At 65.2% G+C, this 20,954-nt stretch carries 18 protein-coding genes; 8 read left to right on the top strand and 10 right to left on the bottom strand.

The window, feature by feature from the left end; genetic code table 11:
• Nucleotides 1-307: 307 nt before the first annotated feature.
• The 7 genes from AC1RL5_RS18035 (at nucleotide 308) to AC1RL5_RS18005 (ending at nucleotide 7,616) form a co-directional block, all read left to right on the top strand.
• The gene (locus AC1RL5_RS18035) at nucleotides 308-1,549 is read left to right on the top strand and encodes an SfnB family sulfur acquisition oxidoreductase (RefSeq protein ID WP_072452150.1); all 1,242 of its coding nucleotides are present in this window, start codon (nucleotides 308-310) and stop codon (nucleotides 1,547-1,549) included.
• A gap of 39 nt (nucleotides 1,550-1,588) precedes the next feature.
• Entirely contained in the window at nucleotides 1,589-2,788 is a 1,200-nt protein-coding gene (locus AC1RL5_RS18030) for an SfnB family sulfur acquisition oxidoreductase (protein WP_015633742.1), read from the top strand.
• A complete protein-coding gene (locus AC1RL5_RS18025) occupies nucleotides 2,788-4,155 on the top strand; it encodes an LLM class flavin-dependent oxidoreductase (protein WP_047335399.1) in 1,368 nt (455 codons plus the stop codon). The genes AC1RL5_RS18030 and AC1RL5_RS18025 overlap by 1 nt, the downstream gene beginning before the upstream one ends.
• A gap of 112 nt (nucleotides 4,156-4,267) precedes the next feature.
• Nucleotides 4,268-5,077: a MetQ/NlpA family ABC transporter substrate-binding protein gene (locus tag AC1RL5_RS18020; protein ID WP_019095353.1), complete on the top strand. Its 810-nt coding sequence runs from the start codon at nucleotides 4,268-4,270 to the stop codon at nucleotides 5,075-5,077.
• A 1-nt stretch (nucleotide 5,078) separates the two neighbouring features.
• Nucleotides 5,079-6,203: a methionine ABC transporter ATP-binding protein gene (locus tag AC1RL5_RS18015; RefSeq protein WP_492589477.1), complete on the top strand. Its 1,125-nt coding sequence runs from the start codon at nucleotides 5,079-5,081 to the stop codon at nucleotides 6,201-6,203.
• The gene (locus tag AC1RL5_RS18010; RefSeq protein ID WP_015633738.1) at nucleotides 6,193-6,837 is read left to right on the top strand and encodes a methionine ABC transporter permease; all 645 of its coding nucleotides are present in this window, start codon (nucleotides 6,193-6,195) and stop codon (nucleotides 6,835-6,837) included. The genes AC1RL5_RS18015 and AC1RL5_RS18010 overlap by 11 nt, the downstream gene beginning before the upstream one ends.
• Nucleotides 6,838-6,989: 152 nt before the next feature.
• The gene (locus AC1RL5_RS18005; protein ID WP_125062558.1) at nucleotides 6,990-7,616 is read left to right on the top strand and encodes a class I SAM-dependent methyltransferase; all 627 of its coding nucleotides are present in this window, start codon (nucleotides 6,990-6,992) and stop codon (nucleotides 7,614-7,616) included.
• Between the two features lie 174 nt (nucleotides 7,617-7,790).
• On the opposite strand, the gene AC1RL5_RS18000 is transcribed toward AC1RL5_RS18005, so the two are convergent.
• The 3 genes from AC1RL5_RS18000 to AC1RL5_RS17990 are packed head-to-tail and all read right to left on the bottom strand — an operon-like array spanning nucleotide 7,791 to nucleotide 13,035.
• Nucleotides 7,791-10,877: an efflux RND transporter permease subunit gene (locus AC1RL5_RS18000; RefSeq protein WP_011058618.1), complete on the bottom strand. Its 3,087-nt coding sequence runs from the start codon at nucleotides 10,875-10,877 to the stop codon at nucleotides 7,791-7,793.
• On the bottom strand, nucleotides 10,874-11,944 hold the full coding sequence (locus AC1RL5_RS17995) for an efflux RND transporter periplasmic adaptor subunit (protein WP_093407280.1): 1,071 nt from the start codon (nucleotides 11,942-11,944) through the stop codon (nucleotides 10,874-10,876). The genes AC1RL5_RS18000 and AC1RL5_RS17995 overlap by 4 nt, the downstream gene beginning before the upstream one ends.
• Nucleotides 11,941-13,035, bottom strand: a complete 1,095-nt coding sequence (locus tag AC1RL5_RS17990) for an efflux RND transporter periplasmic adaptor subunit (RefSeq protein ID WP_011058616.1) — start codon at nucleotides 13,033-13,035, stop codon at nucleotides 11,941-11,943. The genes AC1RL5_RS17995 and AC1RL5_RS17990 overlap by 4 nt, the downstream gene beginning before the upstream one ends.
• A gap of 274 nt (nucleotides 13,036-13,309) precedes the next feature.
• Here AC1RL5_RS17990 and AC1RL5_RS17985 point away from each other — a divergent pair, with 274 nt between their 5' ends.
• Nucleotides 13,310-14,506: an AAA family ATPase gene (locus AC1RL5_RS17985; protein WP_093407285.1), complete on the top strand. Its 1,197-nt coding sequence runs from the start codon at nucleotides 13,310-13,312 to the stop codon at nucleotides 14,504-14,506.
• Between the two features lie 224 nt (nucleotides 14,507-14,730).
• Here AC1RL5_RS17985 and AC1RL5_RS17980 read toward each other — a convergent pair whose 3' ends face one another.
• From AC1RL5_RS17980 to AC1RL5_RS17950, 7 genes are all read right to left on the bottom strand, one after another.
• Nucleotides 14,731-15,615 carry a transporter substrate-binding domain-containing protein gene (locus tag AC1RL5_RS17980; RefSeq protein ID WP_019095357.1) on the bottom strand — a complete coding sequence of 295 codons (885 nt, stop codon included), beginning with the start codon at nucleotides 15,613-15,615 and terminating at the stop codon, nucleotides 14,731-14,733.
• Nucleotides 15,612-16,394 carry an amino acid ABC transporter ATP-binding protein gene (locus AC1RL5_RS17975; protein WP_011058613.1) on the bottom strand — a complete coding sequence of 261 codons (783 nt, stop codon included), beginning with the start codon at nucleotides 16,392-16,394 and terminating at the stop codon, nucleotides 15,612-15,614. The genes AC1RL5_RS17980 and AC1RL5_RS17975 overlap by 4 nt, the downstream gene beginning before the upstream one ends.
• Nucleotides 16,391-17,050 (bottom strand): amino acid ABC transporter permease, encoded by a 660-nt coding sequence (locus tag AC1RL5_RS17970; protein ID WP_015633731.1) that lies wholly within the window; start codon nucleotides 17,048-17,050, stop codon nucleotides 16,391-16,393. Before AC1RL5_RS17970 ends, AC1RL5_RS17975 begins: the two co-directional genes overlap by 4 nt.
• On the bottom strand, nucleotides 17,031-17,696 hold the full coding sequence (locus AC1RL5_RS17965) for an amino acid ABC transporter permease (RefSeq protein ID WP_011058611.1): 666 nt from the start codon (nucleotides 17,694-17,696) through the stop codon (nucleotides 17,031-17,033). Before AC1RL5_RS17965 ends, AC1RL5_RS17970 begins: the two co-directional genes overlap by 20 nt.
• Nucleotides 17,697-18,164: 468 nt before the next feature.
• On the bottom strand, nucleotides 18,165-18,947 hold the full coding sequence (locus tag AC1RL5_RS17960; protein WP_011058610.1) for a MetQ/NlpA family ABC transporter substrate-binding protein: 783 nt from the start codon (nucleotides 18,945-18,947) through the stop codon (nucleotides 18,165-18,167).
• A 392-nt stretch (nucleotides 18,948-19,339) separates the two neighbouring features.
• Nucleotides 19,340-20,272, bottom strand: coding sequence for a sigma 54-interacting transcriptional regulator (locus AC1RL5_RS17955; protein ID WP_011058609.1), 933 nt, complete (start codon nucleotides 20,270-20,272; stop codon nucleotides 19,340-19,342).
• A gap of 57 nt (nucleotides 20,273-20,329) precedes the next feature.
• A complete protein-coding gene (locus AC1RL5_RS17950; RefSeq protein ID WP_103407121.1) occupies nucleotides 20,330-20,911 on the bottom strand; it encodes an alpha/beta hydrolase in 582 nt (193 codons plus the stop codon).
• Between the last annotated feature and the right edge of the window lie 43 nt (nucleotides 20,912-20,954).

Here is a 20,954-nt window from a genome sequence, read left to right as displayed (position 1 = left end):
TACGTGTAGATACGGGGTGGTTTTGGGGGACGTTCGTCGCTAAAACCACAGCCGTGGAAGCACGCTAAGGCCTTGATCCATAACGCCTGCGGGCTTCGATTCAACCCTTCTATTCATATTCCTAAAAGTTAGTTTATTTAATTTTTATACGCGCATAGGGTATATGCACCGGACCACCGGACATTCTTGATTCTGATTTCGCCGCATGACGCGGCCTATCCAAAAGATGTGAGGTAGGTATGGTCCGGAACACAATCACCCCAGTGCAGATCGCCAGGGCATTGCGTGCAGCCAAGGAGTGGCACTGATGTCCAGTCTGATCGAAGCCCAGGTCCAGAGTGACCTGGATATCGCTCCCCTTTTGCTGCCCGCTCGGGTTCTGCGCAACGACGCCGAAGCCCTTCAGGCTGCCCATGAACTGGCCGACGCGGCCCGCCAGCAGGCCGCCCAGCGCGACCGCCAGCGCAAGCTGCCCTGGGCGCAGATCGAACAATTCACCCGCAGCGGCCTGGGCAGTATTTCCCTGCCCCGGGCCTACGGCGGGCCACAGGTTTCCTTCGTCACCCTGGCCGAAGTCTTCGCCATCATTTCCGCGGCCGACCCGGCCCTGGGGCAGATCCCGCAGAACCAGTTCGGCATCCTCGGTCTGATTCTCGGCTGCGGCACCGAGCGGCAGAAGAAACAGCTGCTGCAGAGCGTCCTGGAAGGCTGGCGCATCGGCAATGCCGGCCCGGAACGCGGCACCAAGAACACCCTGGAACTCAAGGCACGGATCACCGCCGACGCCGACGGCCACGTGATCAATGGCCAGAAGTTCTACTCCACCGGCGCCCTGTTCGCCCACTGGGTGGCGGTCAAGGCACTCAACGAGGAAGGCCGCCAGGTGCTGGCCTTCGTCCGTCGTGGCACCCCGGGGCTGCGCATCGTCGACGACTGGTCGGGCTTCGGCCAGCGCACCACCGCCAGCGGCACCATCCTGCTCAACGATGTGCGGGTGGACGCCGAGCTGGTGCTGGACAACTGGCGGATCAATGAAACACCGAATATCCAGGGCGCGGTATCCCAGCTGATCCAGGCCGCCATTGACGCCGGCATCGCCCGGGAAGCCGTGGCCGACGCCATCCGTTTCGTTCGTGAACGAGCACGCCCGTGGATCGATGCCAACGTCGAGCGGGCCAGCGATGACCTGTATGTGATCGCCGACATCGGCAAGCTGCAGATCGAACTGCACGCCGCCGAAGCCCTGCTGCGCAAGGCCGGGCAGGTGCTGGACCAGGTCAGCGCGGCGCCGATCACTGCCGAGTCCGCGGCCCGCGCCTCCATCGCCGTGGCCGAAGCCAAGGTGCTGACCACCGAGATCTCGCTGCTGGCCAGTGAAAAGCTCTTCGAGCTGGCTGGCAGCCGCGCCACCCTCGCCGAATTCAACCTCGACCGTCACTGGCGCAACGCCCGGGTACACACCCTGCACGACCCGGTGCGCTGGAAGTACCACGCCGTGGGCACCTATCACCTGAACGGCACCTTGCCTGCCCGGCACTCCTGGATTTAACCGCCCAGAACGCTTTTGACCAGATCTCTGGAGAAACACATGTCTCTTTCCCAACACGTCGCGGTCATTACCAGCGATGAGCAAGCCCTGATTGTCGCCAGCGACCTGGCGGAAGATTTCAAGCGCGACAGCGCCCTGCGCGACCGCGAGCGGCGCCTGCCGCACCCCGAGCTGGAAGCCTTTTCCCGCTCCGGCCTGTGGGGCATCAGCGTGCCCAAGGAATACGGCGGCGCCGGGGTTTCCAACGTCACCCTGGCCAAGGTCATCGCGCTGATCGCCGAGGCCGACGCCTCCCTGGGGCAGATCCCGCAGAACCATTTCTACGCCCTGGAAGTGCTGCGGGTGAATGGCAGCGAGCCGCAGAAGCAGCGGCTGTATGCCGAAGTCCTGGCCGGCCGGCGTTTCGGCAACGCCCTGGCCGAGCTGGGCACCAAGACCGCCCACGACCGCACCACCCGCCTGAGCCGCGACAGCAACGGCCCGGGCTACCGCATCGACGGGCGCAAGTTCTACGCCACCGGCGCCCTCTACGCCCAGCGCATCCCCACCTCGGTGGTGGATGAACACGGCGTGCAGCAACTGGCCTTCGTCCCCGCCGACGCCCAGGGCCTGGACGTGATCGACGACTGGAGCGGCTTCGGCCAGCGCACCACCGGCAGCGGCTCGGTGCAATTCGACAACGTGTGGGTGGACGAGGCCGACGTGGTGCCGTTCCAGAGCGCCTTCGAGCGCCCGACCCCAGTCGGGCCGCTGGCGCAGATTCTTCACGCCGCCATCGACACCGGCATCGCCCGCGCCGCCTATGAAGACGCCCTGCGCTTTGTGCGCACCAAGACCCGGCCGTGGATCGACTCCGGCAACGACAAGGCCACCGACGACCCGCTGACCATCAAGAGCTTCGGCCACCTGAGCATCCGCCTGCACGCCACCGAGGCCCTGCTGGAGCGCGCCGGGGAATTCCTCGACCGGGCCCAGGCCGACACCAACGCCGACACCGTGGCCGCCGCGTCCATCGCCGTGGCCGAGGTCCGCGCCCTGAGCACGGAAATCTCCCTGGCCGCCGGCAGCACCCTGTTCGAACTGGCGGGCAGCCAGGCGACTCTGGCCGAGCACGGCCTGGACCGCCACTGGCGCAATGCCCGGGTACACACCCTGCACGACCCGGTGCGCTGGAAGTACCACGCGGTGGGCAACTACTACCTGAACCAGCAGAACCCGCCGCTGCGGGGGACTATCTGATGGCCGCGCCACAAACCACCAAGAAGAAGATCCTGCTCAACGCCTTCAACATGAACTGCGTCGGGCACATCAACCACGGCCTGTGGACCCACCCGCGGGACAACTCGACCCAGTACAAGACCCTCGAGTACTGGACCGAGCTGGCCCAGTTGCTGGAGCGCGGGCTGTTCGACGGGCTGTTCATCGCCGACATCGTCGGGGTCTACGACGTCTACCAGAACTCGGTGGACGTGCCCCTCAAGGAGTCGATCCAGCTGCCAGTGAACGACCCGCTGCTGCTGGTCTCGGCCATGGCCGCGGTTACCAAGAACCTGGGGTTCGGCCTCACCGCCAACCTCACCTACGAGGCGCCCTACCTGTTCGCCCGGCGCCTTTCCACCCTCGACCACCTGAGCCGTGGCCGGGTCGGCTGGAACATCGTCACCGGCTACCTGGACAGCGCCGCCCAGGCCATGGGGCTCAAGGAGCAGATCGAGCACGACCGCCGCTACGACCAGGCCGACGAGTACCTGGAGGTGCTGTACAAACTCTGGGAAGGCAGTTGGGAGGACGACGCGGTCCTCAACGACCGCGAGCAACGCATCTACGCCCAGCCGGGCAAGGTGCACAAGGTCGAGCACCAGGGCGAGTTCTACCAGGTCAGTGGTTACCACCTGTGCGAACCGTCGCCGCAACGCACCCCGGTGCTGTTCCAGGCCGGCAGCTCGGACCGCGGCCTGCTGTTCGCCGGGCGCCACGCCGAGTGCGTGTTCATCAGCGGGCAGAACAAGGCCGCGACCAAGGCCCAGGTGGACAAGGTCCGCGCCAGCGCCGTGGCCGCCGGGCGAAACCCCGGAGACATCAAGGTGTTCATGGGCCTCAACGTGATCGTCGGCGAGACCGAGGAACTGGCCTGGAAGAAGCACGCCGAATACCGCAGCCATGCCAGCGCCGAAGCCGGGGTGGCGCATTTTTCCGCGTCCACCGGGATCGATTTTTCCCAGTACGAGATCGACGAGCCGATCCAGTACGTGAAGAGCAATGCCATCCAGTCGGCCACCAAGAACCTGCAGAACAACGACTGGACCCGACGCAAGCTGCTGGACCAGCACGCCCTGGGCGGCCGCTACTTCACCGTGGTCGGCTCGCCGCAGCAGGTGGCCGACGACCTGGAATCCTGGATCGCCGAAACCGGCCTGGACGGCTTCAACCTGACCCGCATCGTCACCCCGGAAAGCTACGTCGACTTCATCGACCTGGTCATCCCCGAACTGCAGCGCCGCGGCTCCTACAAGACCGCCTACGACGACGGCACCCTGCGGGAAAAGCTCTTCCGCCAGGGCCGCAAGCTGCCCGAACAACACACCGGCGCGGCCTACCGCCGCTAAATGCTTCGCCGGCAAGCCGGCTCCTGCACACCTCACTGTAAGCGCTGGCTAGCTGGCGAAGAGGCCCGCAACCACACCCCATTCCCTGGCCCCGACTCGGACCCTGACCCCTATGAAAACCAAACGCCTGCGCCACCCGCTCAAAGCCCTGGCCCTCGCCCTCGGCCTGTTCAGCAGCGCCGTCTTCGCCGCCGACGCGCCGCTCAAGGTCGGCACCACCGCCGCCTTCGCCATTCCCCTGGAGGCCGCCGTGGAAGAGGCCGGCAAGCAGGGCCTGAAAGTCGAGCTGGTGGAGTTCACCGACTGGATCGCGCCCAACGTCAGCCTGGCCGCCGGCGATATCGACGTGAACTACTTCCAGCACATCCCGTTCCTGGAAAACGCCAAGGCCGCCGCCGGTTTCGACCTGGTGCCCTTCGCCCCGGGCATCATCAACAACGTCGGCCTGTACTCGAAGAAATACAAAAGCTTCGCTGAACTGCCACAAGGCGCCAGCGTGGCCATCGCCAACGACCCGATCAACAGCGGGCGCGGCCTGCAACTGCTGGCCAAGGCCGGGCTGATCACCCTCAAGCCGGGCGTGGGCTACAAGGCCACCGAAGAAGACATCGTCAGCAACCCGAAGAAGATCAAGATCCTCCAGGTCGAAGCCGTGCAGCTGGTGCGCGCCTATGACGACGCTGACCTGGTCCAGGGCTACCCGGCCTACATCCGCCTGGCCAAGACCTTCGATGCCGGCTCGGCGCTGCTGTTCGACGGCCTGGACCACAAGGAATACGTGATCCAGTTCGTGATCCAGCCCAAGAGCAAGAACGACCCGCGGCTGATCAAGTTCGTCGATATCTACCAGCACTCGCCTGCCGTTCGCGCCGCTCTGGACAAAGCCCACGGCAAGCTCTACCAAGCCGGTTGGGAAGGTTGAGATGAGTGTCGCGACGCTACAGCGCAAGCTGCCGGAAGCCGCGCCCCGGCGCGCCGGGCAGACCGAGCTGCACCCCGAACTGAATCGCGCCCAGGTGCGCTTTATCGGCCTGGGCAAGACCTACCAGGGCCAGCAGGGTCCGGTGCAGGCCTTGCACGATATCGACCTGTCGATCCAGCGCGGCGAGGTGTTCGGCATCATCGGCCGCAGCGGCGCCGGCAAGTCGTCGCTGATCCGCACCATCAACCGCCTGGAGCAGCCCAGCAGCGGCCGGGTGCTGATCGACCAGGTGGACATCGGCGACTTCGACGAAGACCGCCTGGTGGCCCTGCGCCGGCGCATCGGCATGATCTTCCAGCACTTCAACCTGATGTCGGCCAAGACCGTGTGGCACAACGTCGAGCTGCCGCTGAAGGTGGCCGGGGTACCCAAGGCCGAGCGCCAGCGCAAGGTGCGCGAGCTGCTGGAGCTGGTGGGCCTCAAGGACAAGCACCGGGCCTACCCCGCGCAGTTGTCCGGCGGCCAGAAGCAGCGGGTGGGGATCGCCCGGGCCCTGGTCCACGATCCCGAGATCCTGCTGTGCGACGAGGCCACTTCGGCCCTGGACCCGGAAACCACCCAGTCGATCCTCGGCCTGCTGAAAGAGATCAACCAGCGCCTGGGCCTGACCATCATCCTGATCACCCACGAGATGGCGGTGATCCGCGATATCTGCGACCGGGTGGTGGTACTGGAGCACGGGCGCATCGTCGAGCAGGGGCCGGTCTGGGAAGTCTTCGGCAACCCGCAGCACGAGGTCAGCAAGACCCTGCTGGCGCCCCTGCAGCACGGCCTGCCGGAAGAACTTCAGAACCGTCTGCAAAGCCATCCGACGTCTTCCGATGCGGCGCTGGTGCTGAGCCTGCGCTTCACCGGCAGCAGCCATGAGGAACCGGACCTGGCGGCGCTGTTCGGCGCCCTGGGCGGCCGCGTACGCCTGCTGCAAGGCGGCGTGGAACGCATCCAGGGCCACGCCCTGGGGCAATTGCTGCTGGCGGTCCAGGGCTCGTCCCTGGGGGCGGCGGAACTGCGCCAGCGCGCCGGGCAATGGGCACAACAGGTGGAGGTACTGGGCTATGTGGTTTGATCGCTTGTTGCAGGGCATTCTCGACACCCTGCTGATGGTCGGCGTGTCCTCGCTGATTGCCCTGCTGGCGGGGATTCCCCTGGCGGTGATCCTGGTCACCAGCGGCAAGGGCGGGATCTACGAGGCGCCGAACCTGAACCGGGCGCTGGGGGCCTTTGTGAACCTGTTCCGCTCGATCCCGTTCCTGATCCTGATGGTGGCGCTGATCCCCTTTACCCGGATGATCGTCGGCACCACCTACGGCGTGTGGGCCGCCGTGGTGCCGCTGACCATCGCCGCCACGCCGTTCTTTGCGCGGATCGCCGAAGTCAGCCTGCGTGAGGTCGACCACGGCCTGATCGAGGCCGCCCAGGCCATGGGTTGCCGACGCTGGCATATCGTCTGGCACGTGCTGCTGCCCGAGGCGCTGCCGGGCATCGTCGGCGGTTTTACCATCACCCTGGTGACCATGATCAACTCCTCGGCCATGGCCGGGGCGATTGGCGCGGGCGGCCTGGGGGACATTGCCTACCGCTACGGTTATCAGCGGTTCGACAGCCAGATCATGCTCACGGTGATCGTGCTGCTGGTGATCCTGGTAGCGGCGATCCAGCTGGGTGGCGACCGCCTGGCGCGGGTGCTGAACAAGCGTTGAGGGCTGTGGTGTAGGTTCGGACGCCTTCGCGAGCAAGCTCGCTCCTACCAAGGACCGTGATCATCCCGTAGGAGCGAGCTCGCTCGCGAAAAGGCCGCCAGGCCGTCATTGGCGGTATATTGGCCGCCTCCTCTCTAGCCACGCAGCCCGCCATGAAACTCGCCCCCGACGATCTCGACAGCATCACCGCCACCACCCTCGGCCACTACAACCAGGTGGCCGAAGGTTTTCGCGAAGGCACCCGCGACCACGATGTGAGCCAGAACATCGACGCGCTGCTGCGGCACATTCAGGGCCCGGCGCCATTCACCGTGCTGGATTTTGGCTGCGGCCCCGGCCGCGACCTGCAGGCCTTTACCCGCCTGGGCCATGTCGCCGTCGGCCTCGACGGCTGCGAGCGCTTCGCCCAGATGGCCCGGGAAGACAGCGGCTGCGAGGTGTGGCAGCAGGACTTCCTCAAGCTCGACCTGCCGGCTGAACGCTTCGACGGGATCTTCGCCAACGCGGTGCTGTTCCACATTCCCCGCCAGGAACTGCCGCGGGTGCTCAAGCAACTGCATGCCAGCCTCAAGGACGGCGGCGTACTGTTCAGCTCCAATCCCCGGGGTGACAACCAGGAAGGCTGGAACGGCCCGCGCTATGGTGCCTACCACGACCTGGCGGCCTGGCAGGCGTTGCTGACGGATGCCGGGTTCGTCGAGCTGGAACACTACTACCGCCCCGCCGGCCTGCCTCGGGAACAGCAACCGTGGCTGGCCAGCGTCTGGCGCAAGGCCTGATCCCCCTGCGAGGAGCCGGCTCGCCAGCTCCTACGAGGCCGTGGGGGGCCTACGCCCTCTGCAACGCCGCATACCCCGTAGGAGCCGGCTTGCCGGCGAAGGCGATTTCAGATCAGGCGCCTGTCTCTCGGGCCTCTTCGCTGGCAAGCCAGCTCCTACGGAAATAGCCAGCGCCTACGAGGCCGTGGGCCGGGTGCGCTCGGTGTCCTTGCTCGGTTCCTTGATCTTGTACCAGGCCACGTACAGCGCCGGGAGGAACAGCAAGGTGAGCAAGGTGGCAACGATGATGCCGCCGATCATGGCGTAGGCCATCGGCCCCCAGAACACTTCCCGGGCAATCGGGATCATCCCCAGGCTGGCCGCCGCCGCGGTCAGCAGGATCGGCCGCCGTCGATGGTGGGTGGCTTCCAGCACCGCGTCCCAGGGGTGATAGCCCTCACGCTCGTATTCGTCGATCTGGGTCACCAGGATCACCGAGTTGCGGATGATGATGCCGATCAGCGCCAGGATCCCGAGGATCGCCACAAAGCCCATGGGCGTGCCCGTGGGCACCAGGGCCAGGACCACGCCGATCAGCCCCAGGGGCGCCACGCTGGCCACCAGGAACAGCTTCTGCACGCTGTGCAGCTGGATCATCAGGAAGGTCGCCATGAGGAACAGCATCAGCGGCACCACCTTGGCGATCGGCCCCTGGGCCTTGCCGCTTTCCTCCACGGTGCCGCCGGTGGCCACCGAATAGCCGGCGGGCAGTTGCGCGGCGAAATGGTCGATGTCCGGCTTCAGTTGCTTGACCAGGTCGGTGGGCTGGATCGCATCGCGCACCGCGGCCTTGATGGTGATGGTCGGCTTGCGGTCGCGACGCCACACCAGCGGCTGCTCCAGCTCGTAGCGCACGCTGGCGAACGCCAGCAGCGGGATCGAAGTGCCGTTGGGGGTGACGATCTGCAGGTTCTGCAGGGTTTCCGGGGAGCCGCGCTCGTTGTCGTCGGCGCGACCGACCACGTTGATCAGGTAGATGTCGTCATGCACCTGGGTCACGGTGGAGCCGCTGACGATGCTGTTCATCAACTGCGCCACGTCTTCGGAGGACAGCCCCAGTTGCCGCGCCTTGTCCTGGGCGATGTCGATGCGCAGCACTTTGCCGGGCTCGTTCCAGTCATAGATGATCTCGCCGATGTGCGGGTTCTTGTCCAGCTCGGTGGCCAGTTCGATGGCGTGCTTGCGCACCTGGTCGATGTCCTTGCCACTGACCCGGTATTGAATCGGCCGCCCCACCGGCGGGCCCATTTCCAGGGCCTGCACATAGCTGCCGATGCCGACGAAATCTTCCCGCAGGCGTTTCTGCAAGCGCTGGGTCAGGGCCGTGCGCTGCTCCAGGCCCTTGCTGACGATCACCAGCTGGGCGTAGTAGGGGTTCTGCAGTTGCTGGTCCAGGGGCAGGTAGAAACGGATCGCGCCCTCGCCGATATAAGTGCTCCAGCGCTCGATGTCCGGGTCGTCCTTGAGGGTGGCCTCCAGGCGGTCCACGGCCTGGCGGGTCTCGTTGATCGAAGCGTTCTGCGGCAGGTTGAGGTCAACGAGGATCTCCGGCCGGTCCGATGACGGGAAGAACTGGTTCTGCACGAAACGCATGCAGAACACCGAAGCCACGAACAGCAGCACGGTGATGCCGATGGCCCACCAGCGGTTGCGCATGGCCCACAGCAGGCCACCGTTGAAGGCGCGTCCGATACGCCCCGGCTCATCGGAATGGGGTTTGACGTTGGTGCTGAGGATGTGGATGCCGATCACCGGGGCAAACAGCACCGCGACTATCCACGACACCAGCATGGCCACCGCGATAACCGCGAACAGGGTAAAGGTGTACTCACCGGCAGAACTGGCGTTGAGGCCGATGGGCACGAAGCCGGCCACGGTCACCAGGGTCCCGGTGAGCATGGGAAAGGCGGTGGAGGTGTAGGCGAAGGTCGCTGCCTGCTCCTTGCTCTCGCCCTTCTCCAGCCGCGTGACCATCATTTCCACGGTGATCATCGCGTCATCCACCAGCAGCCCCAGGGCGATGATCAGCGCCCCCAGGGAGATCCGCTGCATGGTGATGCCGCTGTACTCCATGAACACGAAGACCATGGCCAGCACCAGCGGAATCGAGCAGGCCACCACCAGCCCGGCGCGGACCCCGAGGCTGATGAAACTCACCACCAGCACGATGATCACCGCCTCGAACAGGGCACTGGTGAAACCGCCCACTGCCTCTTCCACCACCTCGGCCTGGTCGGAAACCTTGTGCACCCCGACGCCCACCGGCAGGTCGGCGGTGAGCTGGTCCATGCGGGCGTGCAAGGCCTTGCCGAAGTCCTGGATGTTGCCGCCCTTCTTCATGGCGATCGCCAGGCCGATGGCCGGCTTGCCATTGAAGCGGAACAGCGGCGTGGAAGGGTCGACATAGCCGCGGCTGATCTCGGCGATGTCCGCCAGCCGGTAGAAGCGGTCGTTGAGCCGCAGGTTGACCGTGGCCAGGTCCTTCTCCGAGGCGAACTGCCCGGACGTGCGCACCGAGATGCGCTCCGGCCCTGCCTCGATCACCCCGGCCGGGGTCACCGCGTTCTGCGATTGCAGGCTCTGCAGGACCTGGCGCTGGTCGATGCCCAGGGCCGCCAGCTTGCGGGTGGAGAAGTTCAGGTAGATGACTTCGTCCTGCTCGCCGACCATCTCCACCTTGCCCAGGTTCGGCACTTCGCGGATCTGCGCCCGTACCTGCTCCACGTAGTCGCGCAGCTGGCGCATGCTCAGGCCATCGGCGGTGAAGGCGTAGATCGAGCCGAACACATCGCCGAACTCATCGTTGAACCCCGGGCCCTGCAGGCCCTGGGGAAAGTCGCCGCGGATGTCGTTGATCTTCTTGCGCACCTGGTACCAGATCTCGGGAATGTCCTTGGCACTGGTGGTGTCGCGCAGGTAGACGAAAACCGTCGATTCGCCGGGGCGGGTGTAGCTTTTCACGTAGTCCAGCGAGTCCAGCTCTTCGAGTTTCTTCTCGATGCGGTCGGTGACCTGCTTCAGGGTTTCTTCCTGGGTCGCGCCGGGCCAGCGGGTCTGGATGACCATGGTCTTGATGGTGAAGGAGGGGTCTTCCTCGCGCCCCAAATTCATGTAGGAAAACACGCCCATCAGCAGCGCGACGAACATCAGGTACCAGACGAAGGACTGATGCTTGATCGCCCACTCGGACAGGTTGAAGCTCCCTTTGCTGTCGGGCGTCATTGTGCGCGGTCCTCATCGATTTTGACTTTCTGCCCCGGCTTGAGGCTGTTGACCCCGGCACTGACCACCCGCTCGCCGGGCTTGACGCCCTGGCTGATCAACGCCGAAGCGCTGTCGCGGCTGAGCACCGTGACCTCGCGCGGAGCCACCGTCTGGCTCTGGGGGTCGACGACCCAGATCCGGGTCTGGCCCTGCACCTCTTGCAGGGCGGTCAGCGGCACCTCGGTGCGCGGCTCGATGGCCGAGCTCAGGGTCACGCTGATGGCGGTGCCCAGGCGAAAGGCCTCGGGCGTGTCCTTGAGGGTCAGGCGGGCGCGGCGGGTACGGGTTGCACTCTGGGCCTGGGGTTCGATCTCACGCACCGTGGCGGTGGTGCTGATGCTCGGATCCAGCTGTGCCGCGACCTTGAATTCCACACCGGCCGGCAACTGGTCCACCAGGCTGGCCGGCAGGTCGATCACCGCTTCCTTGATCTCCGGCCGGGCCAGGGTCACCACTTGCTGGCCGGCGGTCACCACCTGCCCGGCCTCGGCGTTCCAGGCGGTGATCACGCCGCCGTGATCGCTGCGCAGTTCGCTGTAGTTGAGCTGGTCCCGGGCCTGGCGCACCGAGGCCTTGGCCTGGTCCAGGGAGGCACCGGTGGTCTTCAGGTCGGTCTGGGCGATGTCCAGTTGCGCCTGGGCGCCCACGCCGCGATCGAACAGTTCCTGCTGGCGCCGGGCATTGGCCTGGGCGTTGATCCACTGCGCCTCGACCTTGGCCAGGTCGCCCTGGGCGGCCCGCAGCTGGTTCTGCTGGTCGGTGGGGTCCAGAGTGGCCAGCAAGTCCCCGGGGCCCACTTCGGCACCGACATCGACATTGCGGTTGGCAATGCGCCCCGGCACCCGGAAGCCCAGGTTGGTCTCGTAGCGGGCCTGGATGGTGCCGGCAAAACGCCCCAGGCTTTCCTCGGCCTGGGGCGCCACCCGGAACGACAGCACCGGGCGCACCGGCTCCGGCGCCGGCTCTTCCCTGGAGCAGCCCAGCAACAAGGCACTGGCACACAACAACGGCAGCAGGCGCTTCATGGCTGTGCTCCCTGGTCGCTCGTTTGCGAGGCGATCTCCACGAACATCCCCGGGTGCAGCAACTGCCCACCCGCCACCACCACTTTCTCGCCGCCCTTGAGGCCGTCGCTGATGATCACCTTGCCGGTGAGGTAGCGCCCGACCTTCACCGTGTGCAGGGCCGTCTTGCCGTCCTCGCCCACCAGCCACACGGCAGGCTCGCTGAGATTCTTGGTCAGGGCCGACCAGGGCAGCACCACACTGGCCTTGCCATGGGCCCGGGCGGTGGCGCTGACCACCGAGCCCAGGTCCATGCCCGCCGGCAACGAATCGAGCACCACCTTGACCTGCACCGTGCCGCTCTGGGCCGAGACCACCGGCGTCACCTCGCGCACCTTGCCGGTGGTGGTCACCTTGGGGTTGTCCAGCAGGCTGATGTGAATGGTTTCCTGGCCCGGTGGCTGCATCAGCAGCGACTCGTAGACGTTGAACACCGCATCGCGCTCGCCATCCCGGGCCAGGCTGAAGATCGGCACCGTGGCCTGCACCACCTGGCCGACCTCGGCCTGGCGCGCGGTGATCACCCCAGGAGCCTCGGCCACCAGCTCGGTGTAGCTCAGTTGCTCGCGGGCGTTGGCCAGTTGCGCCTGGGCCGCGCTCAGGGCGCTCTGGCTGCTGCGCAGGGCAGCCTGGGCCGAATCGTATTCACTCTGGCTGGTGTAGCCCTTGGGCAAGAGCTTCTGCTGGCGGACAAACGCCGCGCCGGCCTGCTTGACCCGGGCCTGCTCGGCGAACACCGAGGCCGCGGCAGAATCGACATTGGTCTGCAGGTCCTTGGGATCGAGCTTGGCCAGCACCTGTTGCGCGGTAACCCGATCGCCGACATCGACCATGCGCTGGATGATCTTGCCGCCGACGCGGAACGACAGTTCGGTCTGCACCCGGGCCTGAACGTCACCGGTCAGGGTCACCGAAGGGGCGAAGTCACTGCTCTGCACCTCCAGGATGCGCACCCGCGGGCGCTCCTTTTCCCCGGGCTTTTCCGCCCCGCAGCCGCCAAGCAGCAGCAACAGGGTCAATCCCACTATCCACTTCGAATTGAACGCAGCCATGCAGGCTCCTTTTGCGTGATGCTGTCTCGCCAGTGACGTTACGACTGTGAGCTTAGAACAGGGTTCAACCGCTGCACGCCAGTCTCATCAGAGAGGGTTTCGGTGGCGCGGAGCTTGCTCCCGCTGGCCGGCCGGCGCCCCGGGGCGCAGCAGCCGCAACGGCCCTCGACGCGCTCTATCCTGGCAAGCACAACGTCGGTTTCGAGGGCCGCCGCAAGCAAGCTGCGGCTCCACAAATCAGGCACACTGCGCACCACGCAACAGGAGACCCGGCATGCTCAAGACCCTGGCGGTGGCCAACTACCGCTCCATCAACAAACTGGTGATCCCCCTGGGTCGGCTGAACCTGGTCACCGGCGCCAACGGCAGCGGCAAGTCCAACCTGTACCGCGCCCTGCGCCTGCTGGCGGAGACCGCCCAGGGCGGCGTGGTCAACGCCCTGGCCAAGGAAGGCGGGCTGGAATCGACGTATTGGGCCGGGCCGGAACAGATCAGCCGACGCATGAGCCAGGGCGAGGTGCCGATCCAGGGCGGGCCGCGCAAGGCCGCCAGACGCCTGCAACTGGGCTTTGCCGGTGAGGACTTCGGGTACGCGATCAGCCTGGGGCTGCCGGATTCCAGCGGCCATTTCATGTTGCCCGGGCACAGCTCGCCGATTCCCTCGCGCTTCACTCTCGATCCGTGGATCAAGCGCGAGAGCATCTGGGGCGGGCCCCTGTACCGCTCGGCCAGTGCCCTGGTGGACCGCCAGGGCCCGATGATACGAGCCCGTGCGGGCCGCCAATGGGAGGTGCTGGCGCAGCACACGAGCAGCGGCGACAGCCTGTTCGACCGGGTGGGCAACCTGAGTTCATCGCCCGAGGTCCTGCATCTGCGCGAGCAGATCCGTGGCTGGCGTTTTTATGATCACTTGCGCACCGACAGCCAGGCACCCGCGCGCCGACCACAACTGGGCACCCGCACCCCGGTGCTGCACCACGATGGCCGGGACCTGGCCGCCGCGTTGCAGACCATCATCGAAGTGGGCGATCAGCAGGCATTGCACGAAACCATCAGCGATGCCTTCCCGGAGTCGCGGCTGGAGATCGATGCCGTTCCGGGGGGGCTGTTCGGGGTGCAGTTCTATCAGGAAGGCCTGTTGCGACCGTTGTCGGCCGCGGAACTGTCCGACGGCACCTTGCGCTACCTGTTGCTGGTAGCGGCCCTGCTGACCCCACGACCACCGACCCTGATGGTGCTCAACGAACCGGAGACCAGCCTGCACCCGGACCTGTTGCCGGCCCTGGCGCGCCTGATCATTCGCGCCTCGCAGCAGTGCCAGGTGTGGGTGGTGTCCCACGCCCGGCGGCTGATCGCAGCCTTGCAGCAAGACCCCGAATGCAACTGCATCGTGCTGGAGAAACAACTGGGCCAGACCGGCATCGTCGGCCAGCGCATGCTGGACGAACCGGCGTGGAACTGGCCTGACTGACCCCTCCCCGCCGGCCCCGACTGCCATGCCCCCCGTAGGAGCCAGCTTGCTGGCGAAGAGGCCCTCAAGCCCTGCACCGTCCTCACGGACGCCTTCGCTGGCAAGCCAGCTCCTACAAATACACCCTCTGTAGGAGCCAGCTTGCTGGCGAAGAGGCCCTCGAGCCCTGCACCGTCCTCGCGGACGCCTTCGCTGGCAAGCCAGCTCCTACAGGTCGGGCAGGATCAGCCCTGCCACTTGCCGCCTTCGACAATCACGCTTTCGGGCTTGGTGTCGTCGCTCAGTTCCTTGCGCACGTACTGGTCATACAGCTTGAGCAGGTACTTCTCCTCGCCCAGTTTGGCCAGTTCGGCATTCACCCAGTCCCGCAGTTCGATGTTGCCTTTCTTCACCGCTGGTGCAATCGGCGCCTGTTCGCCCAGGGTCTGCGGCAATACGCGGTAGCCCGGGTTCTGCTTGGACCAGCTGAACAGGATCAGGTTGTCCTGGGCATAGGCGTCACCACGACCGTTGGCCAGGGCCTGCAGGGATTCAGTGTTCTTCTCGAACTTGAGCAGCTTCCAGTCCGGGTGGTTCTGGGTCAGCCAGATGTCCGCGGTGGTGCCGGTGGTGACGATGGTGGTGCGGCTCGCCAGGTCATCCAGGCTCTTCACTTCACTGCCTTCAGGCACCAGGGCCTGGACCGCCACCTTGAGGTTGGGGTTGGTGAACTCCACTGCTTCCTTGCGCTCCGGGGTCACGGTCATGTTGGCCAGGATCAGGTCGACCTTGTCGCTCTGCAGGAAGGGAATGCGGCTGGCCGGTTCCACGGCGACGAATTCAACCTTGTTCTCGTCCCCCAACAGGTCCTTGGCGAATTGCCGGCCGATGTCGGTATCGAAGCCCACGTAGCGCCCGGTTTCATCGACGAAACCGAACGGCGGCTTGTCGGTGAATACACCGACGATCAGCTTGTCCCGGGCCTTGATCTTGTCCAGGTAGCCGGCCGCCGGCGCGGCGCTGGCGGCCGTGGCCGCAGGCTTGGGTGCATCATTGGATTTATCGCAGCCGGCCAGCAGGGCCAGACCGAACAGCGGCAGTAACAACAGCGAAGACTTGGCAGTTTTCATAAGAGCTCCAGTTCCTTTTTAGGGGCTTTCTTGGGCAGTGCTTCAACGAAGGAGAACTTCTCCAGGAACTGCTGCGCGCGTGCGCTCTGCGGGTTCGTGAAGAAAGCCTCGGGGGTGTTCTGTTCCACGATGCGCCCGCCGTCCATGAACACGACACGGTCGGCCACGGCCCGGGCGAAGGCCATTTCATGGGTGACGATCAACAGGGTCATGCCGTCGCGGGCCAGGCCCTGGATCACTTGCAGCACTTCCTTGACCATCTCCGGGTCCAGCGCCGCGGTGACCTCGTCGAACAGCATCACCTGGGGGTTCATGCACAACGAACGGACGATGGCGATGCGTTGCTGCTGGCCGCCGGAAAGCTGCCGGGGAAAGGCCTCGCGCTTGTCCAGCAGGCCCACTCGTTCCAGCAGCGCCTCGGCCTGGGCCCGGGCTTCCCGGGGCTCGCGCTTCTGCACCTTGAGCGGCCCCAGGAGGATGTTGTCCAGCACGTTCATGTGGGGAAACAGGTGATAGCTCTGGAACACCATGCCGATCTGCTGGCGCACCTGGCGCCAGTCGGTGGCGGGGCTCAGCAGTTCGCGCCCGGCAAAACGCAGGTGGCCGCTGTGGGCGGTTTCCAGGCCGTTGAGGCAGCGCAACAGGGTGCTCTTGCCGCAGCCGCTGGGGCCGAGGATGACGATCACCTCACCCGCCGCCACGCAGAGGTCCACTTCCTTTAGCACCTGCTGCGGGCCGAAGAACTTGTTGAAACCCTGGAACTCGATCAATGCGCTCATGCTTGCGTCCAGCGCCGTTCCAGCACGCGGGAGGCGGCTGACAACGGGTAGCAGATAAAGAAGAAAAACAGAAACAGCACGCCGTATATCAGTACCGACTCGTAGGTGCGCTCGATGATCTGCTGGCCGACCTTGATCACGTCCACCACGCCGATCAGCACTGCCAGGGAGCTGGTCTTGATGATCCGCGTGTAGACGTTGATGGTCGGTGGCGTCATGCGTTTCAGCGCCTGGGGCAGCAACACGTAGCCGTACAACTGGGCACCGGAAAGGCCGATGGACAGCCCTGCCTCACGCTGGCCCCGGGGCAGGGACTGCAGCGCCCCGCGCACCACCTCGCCGACCTCGCTGGCGCCCCACAGCGACAGCACCAGCACCGCGCAGGTAAAGCTGGGAATGCTGATGCCGAAGAAGATCGGAAAACCGAAGAACAGCAGGTACAGCCAGACCAGCACCGGAATGGCCCGGAACAGCTCCAGGTAGATCCGCAGCGGCACGTCCAGCACCTTGCGCTGCAGGCTGCGCAGCACGCCATAGAGCACGCCGCCCAGGGTGCTGAAGGCAATGCTCAGCAAGGAAATCGACAAGGTCTGCGCAGCGCCCCTGGCCAGTTGCGGCAGGGACACCAGCAACAGCTCAAGACCCGAACTGGCCATGCTGCAACCTCCTTTCCAGACGGCTGAGCAACAGCGACAGGGGCAGGAACAACAGCACGCAGATCAGCGTCAGCACCGCGAGCATTTCGTAGGTCTTGTAGTACAGGGCGATGTAGCTCTTGGTGGTGTAGAGAATTTCCGGCACCGCCACCGCCGAGACCACGGTGGTTTCCTTGAGCAGGAAAATGAAATTGGCGAACAGCGATGGCAGGCTGAGGATCCCGGCCTGGGGCAGGATCACGTAGCGCAGCAACTGCCACTGCGACAGGCCGATGGAGCGCCCCGACTCCAGCTGCGCCTGGGGCACGGCTTCCACGCCGGCCCGCAGCACCTCGGTGAGGTAGGCGCCGCCAAGAAAAGTCATGGTGATGATCGCCGCGGTGAAGCCGGAGACCTTGATCCCCAGGGCCGGCAAGGCGAAGTAGACGAAGAACAGTTGGATCAGCAGCGGTGTATTGCGCGCCAGTTCCACGTACAGGCCGATCAGCCGGTGCAGGTAAGGGGTGCGAAATACCAGGAGCGTGGCGTTGATCAGGGCCACCAGCAGGGAAGTGCCGATGGCGATCAGGCCGACCTGCAGGGTTACCCCAACGGCTTTGAGAAAGGCCGGCAGGGTGCTGAGGATAAAGGCGTAGTCGAGGGTCATTGAAAGTCCTGGACGCCGCTGGGATACAGCGGCGGTGGTGCAGTCCATGGGGCGATGGGTAACCGCCCGGCTGCCGCGACTTTATAGCTATAAAAAGCAGAATTTAAATACCGTTAAGGCATATTGATATCACCCAAAAACCTAACCCGCGGATTTGCCGGGCTGGCGCAGGGCTACTACCTTTTCTACCGGGTCGAACGGAGCTTTCGCGCCCATCCCCCCACTGGACGCTGCACCTCTCAAGGACGACCACCATGGCCGATGCAAAGACCCCGCAACCCCTGGACCCCCATGAACTGATGAAATGGCTGGCGGCCCTGCGCCGGGCCACCCAGCCCACTGCCAAAAACGCCCCTGTGTAGGTGCCGGCTCCTACGGTTTTTTCGGGCGCAATAAAAAACGCCGACGCTGCGCTAGCCGTCGGCGTTTAAACCTTGAAGGGGTTTGTCGCGTCAGTAGCCTAGTTCATCAGAACGCCGGCAGTACTGCGCCGCTGTATTTTTTCTCGATGAAGGCTTTGACTTCCGGGCTGGTCAGGGCCTTGGCCAACTTCTGGATGGCCGGGCTGTCCTTGTTGTCCGGGCGAGCCACCAGGTAGTTCACGTAAGGCGAATCGGAACCTTCGATGATCAGCGCATCCTTCGCCGGGTTCAGGCCGGCTTCCAGGGCGTAGTTGGTGTTGATCATGTCCAGGTCAACCTGGTCCAGGACCCGCGGCAGCATGGCCGACTCAAGTTCCTTGAACTTGAAGTTGTGCGGGTTCTTGGCGATGTCCTTGGGCGTGGCCACGGCGTTCTTCGGGTCCTTGAGCTCGATCAGGCCGGCCTTCTGCAGCAGGATCAGGGCGCGGCCACTGTTGCTGCCTTCGTTGGGGATGGCGATGGTTGCGCCATCTTTCAGCTCGGCCAGGGTCTTGACCTTCTTCGAGTAACCGCCGAAAGGTTCGACGTGCACGCCGATCACGGTTTCCAGGTGGGTGCCTTTGCCTTCGTTGAAGCTTTTCAGGTAGGGCAGGGTCTGGAAGTAGTTGGCGTCCAGGCGCTTCTGGTCGACCTGCACGTTGGGCTGCACGTAGTCGGTGAAGACCTTGATTTCCAGGTCCACGCCTTCCTTGGCCAGGGTCGGCTTGATCAGCTCGAGGATCTCGGCGTGGGGCACCGGGGTCGCGGCGACCACCAGCTTCTCGCCAGCCTGGGCGATACCTGCGCTCAGGGCTGCCGCCAGTGCGGTGAACAACAGAACTTTTTTCATGCAAGGTCCTTAGGTGTCGAGGTCGACGACGGCTTCAAATAGGGAACTGATTGAGGTGCCAGTGAAGTGCCACTGCTGGCGTGAGGCGGACAATACCGAGATTTTTTATTCCCGAACAATATCTTTTATTCACGTTCATATTCCATTTTGTTCATACAGCCTCCCGGCGCTCTAGCCTGCGATTTCCCACCTGCCAGGCCAGCCTTGCCGGCGAAGAGGCCCTGAGGCCTTGCATCACCCTAACGAACGCCTTCGCTGGCAAGCCAGCTCCTACGGGTCGGATCTGAAGTCGTCTTGGTAGGAGCCGGCTTGCCGGCGAAGAGGCCCTCCGGCCCTACGTCGCCCTAGCGGAGGCCTTCGCTGGCAAGCCAGCTCCTACGGTGGCCGGGGTTTCAGGTCAGGGCGGTGCGTTGCAGCAACTGGTGCAGCGCCTGGCGCTCGACAGCGGATCCGATCTCGGCGATCTGCTGCAACAACTGCTGGATCTGCTCCAGCGGCGAGGGCGTCGGCGGCAGGTTGAGGTGCTCGGGCAGTATCTCCTCGCCGCTGCTGACCAGCAGCGCAAAGTGGATGACGTTCTCCAGCTCCCGGGTGTTGCCCGGCCAGCTGTGGCGATTCAGGGCCTGCTGCGCGGCTTCGCTGATCAGCGGCACCGGCAGGTCCAGGCGCTGGCTGTAGATGCCGAGGAAGTATTCGGCCAGGGACTCGATGTCTCCCACCCGTTCCCGCAGCGCCGGCAGCTCCAGCTGGCCCTCGCTGAGGTAGCGATACAGGCGCTCGTGAAACTTGCCCGCCGCCACCGCCTGGGCCAGGTCGATGCTGGTGGCCGCCACCAGGCGCACGTCCACCGGGCTCGGTTGCTGGGCGCCGACCCGGGTCACTTCGTGGTTCTCCAGGGCGGCCAGCAGCTTGGTCTGGATCGGCAGCGGCAGGTCGCCGATTTCATCCAGGTACAGAGTCCCGCCGTTGGCCGAGCCGAACCAGCCGGCGCGGCTGCTGGCCGAACCGCTGAAACTGCCGGCGGCATAACCGAACAGTTCGGCGTCGGCGTAGGTCGGGCTGATGGCGCCGCAGTTCACCGAGACGAACAGGCCACTGCGATCGCTGGCACGGTGGATGTGCCGGGCCAGCAGCTCCTTGCCGGTGCCGGTTTCACCACGGATCAGTACCGAGACCGAACGCGGCGCCAGTTGCTCCAGCTCTTCGCGCAACTGCCGCGAGCGCGGGTCGACGAACACCAGCGCCTTGGCGCGGATGCTCAGGGGGCTTTTCTCGGCATCGGGGAAGGTCAGCAACGGCTGACCGAATGGGGTATGGGCACTCATGGCAGGCTCCCGCCCCAGACCGCCGGGGGACGGGGCGTTTAAACGAAAAAAGGACGATCAGGCACGACGCAGGGCGTGTTGTTCCATGCGGTTCTGCAAGCGGTACAGATAAGCGAAACCCTGCTCCCAGCGATGGTGGCCGGACTTGACGTTGATATGGCCGGCGCCAGCCAGGATCCCGGCTTCGGCGCCCCAGTCACGGGCCAGCTCCAGGGCCCGCGGCGCGCTCACGGCACTGTCGTTATCCGAGCTGACCACTTGGCTGGGGAATGGCAGCAGGTGCCGGGGGATCGGCGCGAAATTGCGCAGCGCCGGGGCACAGGCCGGGCGCTCGACGTCCGCCGGGGCCACCAGCAACGCACCGCACACCTGGCGCAGGGCCGCTACGGGCGCGCGCGCGGCCCAATGAGCCACGGTAATGCAACCCAGGCTGTGGGCAATCAGGATCACCGGAGTGTCGTCGGCGGCAATGGCCTCGGCCAGGGCCGCCACCCAATCTTCGCGGCGCGGCGTCAGCCAGTCGGCCTGCTCCACCCGCGCGCTGTTGGGCAGGCTGTTCTGCCAGTGGGTTTGCCAATGATCTTCTGGCGATCCTTGCCAGCCCGGCACAATCAAGTAGCGAATGGATTCGTTGCGCATGGGGAACTCTCCTGCTGCGTGTCTGTTCCCGGACGAGTATAGG

The organism is Pseudomonas sp. GW822-FHT06D10 (genome assembly GCF_058799535.1).
Note: the sequence above shows the minus strand (reverse complement) of the source record. Positions and strands in the feature narration are given on the sequence as shown.